Source organism: Streptomyces sp. NPDC056734, assembly GCF_042790455.1.
Taxonomy (GTDB): domain Bacteria; phylum Actinomycetota; class Actinomycetes; order Streptomycetales; family Streptomycetaceae; genus Streptomyces.
Window position 1 is genome coordinate 214,332 of the sequence record NZ_JBHTZD010000010.1, and the last position, 12,230, is coordinate 226,561.

Below are 12,230 nucleotides of genomic sequence, written 5' to 3' on the forward strand. Positions count from 1 at the left end.
TCGACGGCACGACCCAAGAAACGCCCACCCCGACCCACCCAAGGGGCGCGGGGAACTGCGCGACCAGCCCCCACCGGCCCGCACCCGCAAAACAACCGCCCGCGCCGAACCCCCCGCACCGGCGACAATGACCCCGTGCGCTATCGGATTCTCGGCCCCACCCAAGCTTTCCGCCCCGACGGAACGCCCATCCCCCTAGGCGGCGCACGCCTCCGCGCGCTGCTGACCACGCTCGCCCTGCGCCCCGGCCGCACCGTCCCCGTGACCCACCTGATCGACCAGGTGTGGGACGGCGACCCACCCGCGGACGCGACCGGCGCCGTCCAGGCCCTGGTGGGCCGCCTGCGCCGGACGCTCGGCGCGAACGCCCTGGAGTCGGCCGACGGCGGCTACCGGCTCGCCGCCACCCCCGACGACATCGACCTGCACCGCTTCGAGCGCCTCACCGACGAGGGCCGCCGCGCCCTGGCCGACGGCGACGCCGCCAAGGCCGCCGACGTCCTGGACGACGCCCTCGCCCTGTGGCAAGGCCCCGCCCTCGCCGACCTGCCCGACCGCACCGCCGAGGCCGCCCGCTGCGAGGCCCGGCACCTGGAGGCCCGCCGCGCCCGGCTCACCGCCGCCCTCGCGCTCGGCACCGCAGACCGGGCGCTGCCCGAGCTGACCGCCCTGTGCGACGCCCACCCGCTGGACGAGCCGCTCCAGGCGCTGCGCCTGCGCGCCCTGCGCGACACCGGCCGCGCCGCCCAGGCACTGGCCGCCTACGACGACGTACGCACGCTGCTCGCGGAGCGCCTCGGCTCCGATCCGGGGCCGGAACTGCGCGCGCTGCACGCCGAGCTGCTGCGCGCCGACCCACCCCCGCTGCCCGCCGCCGCCGCGCGCCCACCCGGCAATCTCCGGGAGCGGCTGACGTCGTTCGTGGGCCGGGCCCCCGACATCGAGGCGATCCACGGGGATCTGGCCACCGCCCGGCTGGTGACGCTGCTCGGTCCCGGCGGCGCGGGCAAGACCCGGCTGTCGCAGGAGGCCGCCGAGACCGTACGGGACGCGGCCCCGGACGGGGTGTGGCTGGCCGAGCTGGCGCCCGTGGACGACCCGGCGGCCGTGCCCGAGGCGGTGCTCACCGCGCTGGGCGCCCGCCAGACCGTGCTCTACGGCGGCGGCGCCGAGGAGATACGGGCGGCGGTCGGCGACCGGCACGACAGCCCCGTGGACCGGCTGGTCGAGCACTGCGGGCCCCGCCGGATGCTGATCGTCCTCGACAACTGCGAACATGTGATCGACGCCGCCGCCCGGCTCGTGGAAGAGCTGCTGGCCCGCTGCCCCCGGCTGACCGTGCTGGCCACCAGCCGCGAGCCGCTCGGCGTCCCCGGCGAGCTGCTGCGGCCGGTCGAACCGCTGCCCGAGCCGTACGCGCTGCGGCTGCTCGCCGACCGGGGCGCCGCCGCCCGCCCCGGCTTCCGCACCGAGGACGACCCGGAGGCCGCCGCCGAGATCTGCCGCCGCCTGGACGGACTCCCGCTGGCCATCGAGCTGGCGGCGGCCCGGCTCAGGATGCTCACCCCGCGCCAGATCGCCGACCGGCTGGACGACCGCTTCCGGCTGCTGACCGCCGGCAGCCGCACCGCCCTGCCCCGCCAGCAGACCCTGCGCGCGGTCGTCGACTGGTCCTGGGACCTGCTCGACGCCGCCGAACGGGACGTACTGGGCCGGCTGTCCGTCTTCGCCGGCGGCTGCGACCTCGCCGCCGCCGAGGCCGTCTGCGGCCCCGCCGCCCTGGAGGCGCTCGGCTCCCTGGTCGACAAGTCCCTGCTCGCCGCGGCCCCCGCCGATGGCGGCGGCATGCGCTACCGGCTGCTGGAGACCGTCGCCGAGTACGCCGCCGAACGCCTGGACGAGTCCGGACAGCGCACCGGCGCCGAACGCGCCCATCTCACCCACTACCGCGAGTTCGCCCGCCGCGCCGACCGGCTGCTGCGCGGCCACGGCCAGCAGGACGCCATCGCCGGACTCGAACGCGAGTACGAGAACATCCGTACCGCCCTGCGCCGCGCGGTCACCGCCCGCGACGAGCAGGAGGCGCTCAACCTGGTCCACTCGATGATCTGGTACTGGCAGATGCGCGACCTGCGGATCGAGGCCCGCAACTGGTGCGCCGAGGTGATGGCCCTCGGCCCCGACCCGTTCACCGAGCCCGTGCGCCGCGCCCTGCCGGTGTGGGAGCGGGTCACCGACGCCCCGCCACCTCTGTCCGGCGAGGCCCTGGTCGAGGCCCGGCGCGGCGTCCACCTCGCCCATGTCGCCTGTATGGACACCGAGATGGAGTCCTGGCAGACCGAGCGGGGTCGCCACAAGCTGGCGATCATCGCCCAGGTGTACGAGCCCGGCATGCCCCAGGTCTGCCGCAGCCCCGGCATGCTCTGGTTCTACGCCGTGATGCTCTCCGGCGGCATAGAACGGCTGCGCGGCATCATCGACGCGGCGGTGCACACCGCCCGTGAGACCCCCGGCTACGAGTGGGAGCTGGCCGGCGTCCTGCACGTACGCGCCAACATCCTCGCCAACCGCAGCGACTGGGCGGGCGACGCGGTCAGGGACGCCGAGGAGTCCCTGGAGATCCACCGCCGCCTCGGTGACGCCTGGGGCATCGCGGAGGCGCTCTCCTCCCGCGCCGAGGCCCGCGAGCGCGGCGGCGACCACCAGGCCGCCGCCGCCGACTTCGAGGCCGCCATCGAGCAGGCCGAACGGCTCGGCGCCCGCAGCCAGGCGGCCGTGCTCGCCGCCCGCCTCGGCGGCACCCTGAGCGAGGCCGGCCAGCACGAACGGGCGGAGGCCGTCCTGCGGGGCGTCCTCGCGGCCCCCGACCATCTGCTCGGCGAGGCCATGCCCGCCGCCCGGCTGTTCCTGGCCGGACTGCTCGGCGCGACCGGCCGCACCGCCGAGGCCCGCGACGAGCTGCGCACCGTCCGAGAGAACTTCCACCTCGCCCACTTCGTCGTCTTCGACGCCTTCATCGTGGGCGCGGAAGCCTGGCTGGACATGACCGACGGGCGCTACGAAGCCTGTCTGGACAACTCCCGGCGGGCGCTGGAGATGGCGGGCGATCCGCTGACCCTGGTCATCCAGCCGACCACGCGGGCCGTCTACCTCGTCGTCGCCGCCATCGCGCTCGCCGAGGGCGACGGCGGTCGCCGCGCCCGCGACGCGGCCCGCTGTCTGGGCGCGGCGGCGGCCCTGCTGCCGCCCGGTCATGTGGAGGCGACCACGGAGCGGCGGTCCCGGGAGCGGGCCGAGGCCGCGACCCGGGCCGCGCTCGACGACCGGGTGTACGAGGAGGCGTTCGCCGAGGGCGGCGGCCTCTCCCCGGAGGAGGCCGCCGCCCTCCTGTGACACCAGGGCCTTGCCGACGGACTCAGCTCTTGGTGCGGAACTTGTGGATCGCCACCGGCGCCATCACCGCCGTGATCCCGATCGACCAGGCCAGCGTCATCCACAGATCGTGCGCGACCGGGCCGCCCACCATCAGCCCGCGCGCCGCGTCCGCGAGGGTGGACAGCGGGTTGTAGTCGGTGAACGCCTGGAGCCAGCCCGGCATCGAGGACGTCGGCGCGAAGATCGACGAACCGAACTGGAGCGGGAACAGCACCAGGAAGCCCATCGCCTGCACGGACTGCGCGTTCTTCAGGATCACGCCCAGGGTCAGGAACACCCACATGATCGACGAGGCGAACACCGTGGACAGTGCCACGGCCGCGAGCAGCCCGGTCCAGCTGGTGATGTCGAACCCGACCAGCACGGCGACGACCATCAGCACGGCCGTCGCGAACAGCATCCGCAGCAACTCCACGGAGATCTTCGCGAACAGCACCGAGCCGCGCCCGATCGGCAGCGACCGGAAGCGGTCCATCACCCCGGTGTTGAAGTCCTGGCTGAAGCCGGTGCCCACGCTCTGCGAGAGCGTCAGGCTCATCATCGCCAGCATGCCCGGGATGACGTACTGGACATAGCCGTCCTGCCCGCCACCCAGCGCCTGTCCGATCGAGCCGCCGAAGACGTACACGAACAGCAGGGTGAAGACGACCGGCATCAGCAGTGCGTCGAACATCGATTCGGGGTCCTGGCGGATCCACAGCAGATTGCGGCGGATCAGGGCCCCGGTGTGCCGCAGATGCCCGCGCAGCGGTATCCGGGCGTCGTCCTTGAGGGCGCCCGCCCGGCCGGCGGGGTCCTTGAGGTCGGTGGTGACGATCGCGCTCATACGGCGACCTCCTCACGGTCGTCGGCGGGCGCGGCGTCCTGCGGGGCACTCGCCCGGCGTCCGGTCAGGGACAGGAACACCTCGTCCAGGCTGGGCAGTTCGGTGACGATCGAGCTGATCGTGATACCCCGCGCGACGACCGCGCCGGTCACCGCCGTGAGCTGCTCGTCGCTCAGGATCGGCACCAGCACGCTGCCGCGCTCGGTGTCGACGGTGGTGGCGGCGAGCCCGGTCAGGCCCAGCTCGTCCAGATCGCGGGCGAGCGGGCGCAGCTGGAGCGGATCGGCCGGCCTGATCCGCAGGGTGCGTCCGCCGACCTTCGCCTTCAGCTCCTCGATACCGCCGCCCGCGATGACCTTCCCCCGGTCGACCACGGTCAGCTCGGCGGCCAGCTGCTCGGCCTCCTCCATGTACTGGGTGGTCAGCAGCACGGTCACCCCGTCGCCGACCATGGTCTTCACCTCGGCCCAGACCTCGTTCCTGGTCCGTGGATCGAGTCCCGTGGTGGGTTCGTCCAGGAAGAGGACGGAGGGCCGCCCGATCATCGACGCGGCCAGATCCAGCCGGCGGCGCATCCCGCCGGAGTACGTGCTGACCGGCCGCCGGGCCGCGTCGGTGAGCGAGAAGCGCTCCAGCAGCTCGTCGGCGCGGGCGCGGGCGTCCTTGCGGGACAGGTCCAGCAGCCTGCCGATCATGTAGAGGTTCTCCCAGCCGGGGATCTTCTCGTCCACCGAGGCGTACTGCCCGGTGAGACCTATCACCCGGCGCAGCATCCGGGGCTGGCGCACCACGTCGTACCCGGCGACGGTCGCCTGCCCGGCACTCGGGGCCAGCAGGGTGGAGAGGATCCGTACGAGGGTGGTCTTGCCGGCGCCGTTCGGCCCGAGCACACCCATCACGGTGCCCTCGCGCACATCCAGGTCGACGCCGTCCAGCGCTTTGGTCTCGCCGTAGTGCTTGACCAGTCCCCTGACGCTGACGGCGATCTCTTCGCCGCGGGGCCTTGTGTCGGTTCGTGTCATGCGACCGAGCGTGGCAGCTGCCGCCGACAAAACGCCGACAGAGCACCGACAAGCCGCCGACCACCACATCGATCCCTCACCGCGACCATCAATTGAGCAACCCCCGCGGCGAGCAACCACATCCGCGAGAGCGGCGCCGGTTTAGGCGCAAAGAGGGGCGAACGGCCCGCCGACGGGGGATGATCGGCGGGCCGCTCCGGTGGTGCCGGTAATGGCTAGTGGACGGAGTGCTCCTCCGTCGGGAACACCCCGCCGACAACATCCTCGGCGAACGCCTTCGCCGCGTTCCCCATGACCTCGCGGAGATTCGCGTACTGCTTGACGAACTTCGGCACCCGCCCCCCCGTCAGCCCCAGCATGTCCGTCCACACCAGGACCTGCGCGTCGGTCTCCGCCCCCGCCCCGATCCCGACGGTCGGGATGTGCAGCGTGCGCGTCACCTCGGCGGCCAGTTCCGCCGGGACCAGCTCCAGGACCACCGCGAACGCGCCCGCGTCCTGGACGGCCTTCGCGTCCCGCAGCAACTGGGCCGCCGCCTCCTCGCCACGGCCCTGCACCCGGTAGCCCATGGCGTTGACGGACTGCGGGGTGAGGCCGATATGGGCCATCACCGGGATGCCGGACTCCACCAGCAGCTCGATCTGCCGGTGCGAGCGCTCGCCGCCCTCCAGCTTCACCGCGCCGACCCCGGCCTCCTTGACCATCCGGGTCGCCGAGCGCAGCGCCTGCACCGGGCCCTCCTGGTAGGAGCCGAAGGGCAGGTCGCCGACGATCAGGGCCCGCCGGGTGCCGCGCACCACGGCCGCGGAGAGCATGGTCATCTCGTCGAGGGTGACGGGCACGGTGGTCTCGTAGCCGAGGTGGCAGTTGCCCGCGGAGTCGCCGACGAGCATGACCGGGATACCGGCCTCGTCGAAGACGGACGCGGTCATCGCGTCGTAGGCGGTGAGCATGGGCCACTTCTCGCCGCGCTCCTTGGCGGCGGCGAGATCACGGACGGTGATACGCCGGGTGCTCTTGCCTCCGTACAGCGCCTTGCTGCCGTCGGAGGATGAGACACGGGCAGCCGAAAGCTGCGTCATGGCAACGGCTCCTTCAAGTCATCTCGTGGCGCCCTGACGGCGTCCCCGGATCCCCTCCATGGTGGCACCTCGTCCCGGCGAGGACCAGGGGACCCACGTCACGTCCCGCCGCCCCGGCCATGGCCCGGCGTAAGAGCCGGGTAAAAGATTTACGATACGGTACGGTCTCGTATCGTAAATCGCCTACGCTCTTCCGCATGACTACTCCTGCCGTCCCCGCCTCGCGCGTCCCGGCCGAGGTGCACCGGCGCCGCTGGGCCATACTCGGCGTGCTCATGATGAGCCTGCTGATCGTGGTGCTCGACAACTCGATCCTGAACGTCGCCATCAAGACCATCTCCACCCCCGCCCCGACCGGCCTGGGCGCCACCCAGGGCGAGCTGGAGTGGGCGATCAACGCCTACACCCTGGTCTTCGCGGGCCTGCTCTTCTCCGCCGGGCTGCTCGGTGACCGGCTGGGCCGCAAGCGGGTCATGCTCGGCGGGCTCGTGGTGTTCGGCATCGGCTCGGCGCTGGCCGCCACCGCCGGATCGCCGGGCGAACTGATCGGCTTCCGCGCGCTGATGGGCCTCGGCGCCGCCTTTGTGATGCCGGCCACCCTCGCCATCCTGATGAACGTCTTCGAGCGTGACGAGCAGCCCAAGGCCATCGGCATCTGGGCCGGCGGTGTCGGTCTCGCCATCGCCATCGGCCCGATCACCGGCGGTGTTCTCCTCGACCACTTCTGGTGGGGCTCGGTCTTCCTGATCAACGTCCCGATCGTGATCGTGGCCGTCTCCCTCATGCTGTGGATGGTCCCCGACTCCCGTGACCCCGAGCCGGGCCGGATCGACCCGATCGGCGTGCTGCTGTCCGTCGTCGGACTGGTCCTGCTGGTCTACGGCATCATCCGGGGCGGCGAGCTGGCCGACTTCACGGACCCCGGCGTCCTCGCCTCCGTCGGCGGCGGACTCGCGGTGCTGGTCGCCTTCGTGCTGTTCGAGAAGCGCAGCGACCATCCCTCCATCGACGTCGGCCACTTCAGGAACAAGGTGTTCTCGGCCGCCATCGCGGTCATCGCGCTGGTCTTCTTCGCCCTCATGGGCGTCACGTTCTTCTCCGTCTTCTACACCCAGAGCGTGCGCGGCTACTCACCGCTCCAGACCGGCCTGCTGCTGCTCCCGCTGGCCATCGCCCAACTGGTCTTCGCGCCGCGCGCCCGGCTGGTCGTCAACCGGATCGGCATCCGGGCCACCACGACCGGCGCCATGCTCCTGATCGCCGCGACGCTCGGCGCGTTCGCCACGCTCGACGCCGACACGCCGATCTGGATCCTGGAGATCATCTTCTTCCTCATGGGCACCGGCATGGCCCACATCATGACCCCGATCAGCGTCGTCATCATGCAGGCGCTGCCCCGTGAGAAGGCGGGCTCCGCCTCCGCCCTCAGCAACACCTTCCGCCAGGTCGGCGGCGCCCTCGGCATCGCGGTCCTCGGCTCGGTGCTGTCCGCCGCCTACCGCACCGGCATCGAGGACAAGCTCGGCCTGGTGCCCGCCGACCTGCGGCACAGCGCCGCCGAATCCATCGAGGCCACCCTCGGCGTCGCCGCCCGCCTCGGCCCCGAGGGCCAGGCCCTGATCACCCCCGCCAACGACGCCTTCCTGCACGCCATGCACATCACCGCCCTGTGCGGCGCGGGCGTGGCCCTGCTCGGCGCCCTGGTGGTGGGCCTGTTCCTGCCCGGCAGGCAGCGGCCCGACGAGCGGGCGGACCAGGAGAGCGACGAACTGGTGGGGGCGGCCAGTGACCCGGCGATCAGTGACCCGGCGACCGGTGATCCGGCGACCCGGTGACCGAGGGCGGGCCCCCGGGGTGACATCCGGAAGACTCGCCGCCGCCGAGCGCGACGGCGTAGGACAATCACCGGAACTGGAACTGGAACCGAAACCGGAACCGAAACCGGAACCACAACGAGAACGAGAACCGGAACCACAGCCCAGCCGAAGGACGGAGTGACGTGAGCAGCCTCGCAAGCGACCGGCCGGCGTCCACCGGCGCCCCCAAGGGGCGCCCCCGCAGCGAGGCCGTGGAACGGGCCATCCTGGAGGGCGCGATGACCCTCCTGGAGGAGGGCGTCCCCTTCGCCGAACTGTCCATCGAGCGGATCGCGCGCACGGCGGGCGTCGGCAAGTCCGCCATCTACCGCCGCTGGAGCGGCAAGGAGGAACTCTTCGTCGACGTCCTGCGCGCCGCCGAGCCGGACGAGCCCGCACTGCCCGGCACCTCCATGCGCGACGACCTCGTGGTCATCCTCGAAACCCTGCGCCGGCGCGGCGTCGCCAGCCGCGACTCGGCGATCCTGCACAACGTCCACGCCCAGATGAAGAGCAACCCCCGGCTGTGGGACGAGTATCACACCTCGGTCGTCGCGCCCCGCCGCCAGCTCACCCGCGATGTGCTCAGCCGCGGCCAGCAGGGCGGCGAACTGCGCACCGACCTCGACCTGGAACTCCTCAGCGACCTGTTCATGGGCCCCATGCTGGTCCGCGCGGTGATGCGCCCCGACGGCGACCTCCCGCCCCACCTGGCGGAAGACATAGTCGACACCCTCCTGAGCGGACTACGCCCCGTCAGTTCGCCCGATCGCTAACGGGAACACCGGGAACACCCGGCCCCGCGACCGGGCCACCGTCCGCCGGGAATGTGCGCGTTTCGTCACAGAGCACGCGTTCCACCGGGTGAACCGGAACTCAGCGAACCCCCTTGTTCGTCATGGCCCCCGTACGGCCGTCGCGGGACGGCGGGATCTGGGCCGATCATCCCCTAGGGTCTGTTGGGACACAGGGTGATGACGGTGTGCATGGCAGGCAGCGAGGCGACGGTATGGCGCAGCAGGCGTACGTGACGGAGACGGTGGACGGCGGCTCGGGACCCGAGCGGCGCGGAAGTCGGCTTCGGCGCCTGTTCGGCGGCTGGCGCGACGGCCGGGGGATGTGGCGGCGCGGCATCGTGCTCGCGGTCCTCGCGGTGCTGCTCTCCCTGGTGATGGCGTCGCACGCGCAGATCCCCAACGCCGTGGGCAACCTCGGCAGCCTCATCGAGACATTCTTGCCGTGGTTCGGACTTGCCGTACCGATACTGCTGCTGCTCGCCTTCGTCCGGCGCTCCGCCACCGCCCTGATCGCCGTGCTGCTCCCGGCGATCGTCTGGGTCAACCTCTTCGGCGGCCTGCTCACCGACAAGACCGCGACCGGCGGCGACCTCACCGTCGCCACGCACAACGTCAACGCCGAGAACCCCGACCCGTCCGGCACCGCCCGTGACGTGGCCGCCTCGGGCGCCGATGTGATCGCCCTGGAGGAGCTGACCACCGACGCGGTGCCGGTCTACGAGAGCGCGCTCTCGCAGACCTATCCGTACCACTCGGTGCAGGGCACGGTCGGCCTCTGGAGCAGGTACCCGCTCACCGATGTGGCGCCCGTGGACATCGAGCTGGGCTGGACCCGGGCGATGCGCGCCACGGTCGCCGCGCCCGCCGGTCAGCTCGCCGTGTACGTGGCCCATCTGCCGTCCGTCCGGGTCAAGCTGGAGGCCGGGTTCACCGCCCGCCAGCGCGACACCAGCGCCGACGCGCTCGGCGAGGCGATCGCAGGCGAGCCCCTGGACCGGGTCGTCCTGCTCGGCGACCTCAACGGCACGATGAACGACCGCGCGCTCAACGCCGTGACCGCCCAGCTGCGTTCCACGCAGGGCGCGGCGGGCAGCGGCTTCGGCTTCAGCTGGCCCGCCGAGTTCCCGATGGCCCGCATCGACCAGATCCTGGTCAGGGGCGTGGAACCGATCAGCTCCTGGACCCTCCCCCAAACCACCAGCGACCACCTCCCCCTGGCAGCGAGGGTGGACCTGACCACAGCCTCCTAGGCGAGCGCGACGCCCTCGGGGCGGGGGCACAGGGGCGCGGGCCAATGGACACGCCCTCAGCCCCAACGCCGCCAGGGGCGCGGGGAACTGCGCGACCAGCCCCCACACACCCGCACCCGGCCACGAAACCCGAAGGCGGCTACACCGACTCCCGCCACCCATTCGTAATCGGCAACCGCCGATCCTTCCCAAACCCCTTGGGCGAGATCTTCGTCCCCGGCGGATACTGCCGCCGCTTGTACTCCGCCGTATCCACCATCCGCAGAGTCTTCGTCACCAGCCCCCGCTCGAACCCACCCGCGACAATCGCGTCCGCTCCCTCATCCCGGTCCACATACCGTTCGAGAATCGCGTCCAGCACCGGATAGTCCGGCAGCGAATCCGTATCGACCTGCCCCGGCCGCAACTCCGCACTGGGCGGCTTCGTCAGCGAGTTCTCGGGGATCGGCGGTGTCAGCCCCCGCTCCGCCGCCGCCCGGTTGCGCCACTCGGCCAGCCGGAAGACGGACGTCTTGTACAGATCCTTGATCGGCCCGTACGCCCCCACCGAGTCCCCGTACAGCGTCGAATACCCCACGGCCAGCTCCGACTTGTTGCCGGGCGCCAGCACGATGTGCCCCTCCTGGTTGGAGATCGCCATCAGCAGCGTCCCGCGCAGCCGCGACTGGAGGTTCTCCTCCGCCAGCCCCGTCAGCCCCAGGGAAGCCATATACGCGTCGAACATCGGCTCGATCGAGACCGTACGGAAATTCAGCCCCGTCCGCCGCGCCAGCTCCGCCGCGTCCCCCTTGGAGTGGTCGGAGGAGTACTTCGACGGCATGGCGACGCCGTAGACATGATCCGCCCCCAGCGCGTCGCACGCGATCGCCGCGACGAGGGCCGAGTCGATGCCGCCGGACAGACCGATCAGGACCGACTCGAAGCCGTTCTTCGTGACATACGCGCGCAGCCCCACGACCAGCGCCGAGTAGATCTCCTCGGCGTCGTCGAGCCGCGCCGCGTACCCCCCGGTGAGCACGGGCTCGTACGCCGCCACCGGGTCCTCGGACAGCACCACCCGGTCGATCCGCAGCCCGTCGTCCACCACACCCTCGGGCGCGTCGGCCCGCGCCGCCGGCAGCTCCAGGTCCAGCAGCACGCACGCCTCGGCGAACTGCGGCGCCCGCGCGATCACCGCGCCGTCCGCGTCGACCACGATCGAGTCACCGTCGTAGACCAGCTCGTCCTGCCCGCCCATCATCGCGACGTACGCCGTGGTGCAGCCGGCCTCCTGGGCCCGCTTGCGCACCAGTTCGAGCCGGGTGTCGTCCTTGTCCACCTCGTACGGGGACGCGTTGATGGAGAGCAGCAGGCCCGCGCCCGCCGAGCGCGCCGCCGGCACCCGGCCGCCGTCCTGCCACAGGTCCTCGCAGATCGCGAGGGCGACATCCACGCCGTGCACCCGCAGCACCGGCATGGTGTCGCCGGGCACGAAGTAGCGGAACTCGTCGAAGACGCCGTAGTTGGGCAGATGGTGCTTGGCGAAGGCGAGGACGACCTCACCGCCGTACAGCACCGCCGCCGCGTCCTGCGGGGCACCGGCCGGCTGGCCGTACTTGGGCTGGGCGGTCTCGGAGCGGTCGAGGTAGCCGACGACCACCGGCAGCGTGCCCAGGCCCTCGGCGGCGAGCCGGGTGGCGACCCCGCGCAGCGCGGTGCGCGACGCCTCCACGAAGGAGGGGCGCAGCGCGAGATCCTCCACGGGATACCCGGTCAGCGACATCTCCGGGAACGCCACGAGATGCGCTCCCTGCTCGGCCGCGTGCCGGGTCCACTCCAGGATCCGGTCGGTGTTCCCGGCGAGGTCGCCGACCCGGGCGTCGATCTGGTTCATGGCGAGGCGTAGTAGAGGCACGGCCCCAGTGTAATCGTCAGAGCGACGCGATGGGGGTGGTGCGAGGTGTGGCCCGCCCCACGGCACAC

The 12,230-nt window shown here is 72.0% G+C and carries 8 protein-coding genes; 4 read left to right on the forward strand and 4 right to left on the reverse strand.

What is annotated here, in order from left to right; all coding sequences use genetic code 11:
• The first annotated feature begins 135 nt into the window (after positions 1 to 135).
• Positions 136 to 3,393: a BTAD domain-containing putative transcriptional regulator gene (locus tag ACFRFC_RS17710; protein WP_382686245.1), complete on the forward strand. Its 3,258-nt coding sequence runs from the start codon at positions 136 to 138 to the stop codon at positions 3,391 to 3,393.
• Between the two features lie 22 nt (positions 3,394 to 3,415).
• Here the strand turns inward: ACFRFC_RS17710 and ACFRFC_RS17715 are convergent, their stop codons facing one another.
• From ACFRFC_RS17715 to panB, 3 genes are all read right to left on the reverse strand, one after another.
• Positions 3,416 to 4,261, reverse strand: a complete 846-nt coding sequence (locus ACFRFC_RS17715; RefSeq protein ID WP_382686246.1) for an ABC transporter permease — start codon at positions 4,259 to 4,261, stop codon at positions 3,416 to 3,418.
• Positions 4,258 to 5,283 (reverse strand): ATP-binding cassette domain-containing protein, encoded by a 1,026-nt coding sequence (locus tag ACFRFC_RS17720; RefSeq protein ID WP_382686249.1) that lies wholly within the window; start codon positions 5,281 to 5,283, stop codon positions 4,258 to 4,260. The genes ACFRFC_RS17715 and ACFRFC_RS17720 overlap by 4 nt, the downstream gene beginning before the upstream one ends.
• A gap of 215 nt (positions 5,284 to 5,498) precedes the next feature.
• A complete protein-coding gene (gene panB, locus ACFRFC_RS17725; protein ID WP_382686252.1) occupies positions 5,499 to 6,365 on the reverse strand; it encodes a 3-methyl-2-oxobutanoate hydroxymethyltransferase in 867 nt (288 codons plus the stop codon).
• A gap of 197 nt (positions 6,366 to 6,562) precedes the next feature.
• Between panB and ACFRFC_RS17730 the strand changes: the two genes are divergently transcribed.
• The 3 genes from ACFRFC_RS17730 (at position 6,563) to ACFRFC_RS17740 (ending at position 10,268) form a co-directional block, all read left to right on the forward strand.
• Positions 6,563 to 8,200: an MFS transporter gene (locus ACFRFC_RS17730; protein WP_382686254.1), complete on the forward strand. Its 1,638-nt coding sequence runs from the start codon at positions 6,563 to 6,565 to the stop codon at positions 8,198 to 8,200.
• A 164-nt stretch (positions 8,201 to 8,364) separates the two neighbouring features.
• Positions 8,365 to 8,997: a TetR/AcrR family transcriptional regulator gene (locus tag ACFRFC_RS17735; RefSeq protein WP_382686257.1), complete on the forward strand. Its 633-nt coding sequence runs from the start codon at positions 8,365 to 8,367 to the stop codon at positions 8,995 to 8,997.
• Between the two features lie 341 nt (positions 8,998 to 9,338).
• Positions 9,339 to 10,268: an endonuclease/exonuclease/phosphatase family protein gene (locus ACFRFC_RS17740; RefSeq protein ID WP_382686464.1), complete on the forward strand. Its 930-nt coding sequence runs from the start codon at positions 9,339 to 9,341 to the stop codon at positions 10,266 to 10,268.
• A gap of 139 nt (positions 10,269 to 10,407) precedes the next feature.
• On the opposite strand, the gene ACFRFC_RS17745 is transcribed toward ACFRFC_RS17740, so the two are convergent.
• The gene (locus ACFRFC_RS17745) at positions 10,408 to 12,162 is read right to left on the reverse strand and encodes an NAD+ synthase (protein WP_382686259.1); all 1,755 of its coding nucleotides are present in this window, start codon (positions 12,160 to 12,162) and stop codon (positions 10,408 to 10,410) included.
• Between the last annotated feature and the right edge of the window lie 68 nt (positions 12,163 to 12,230).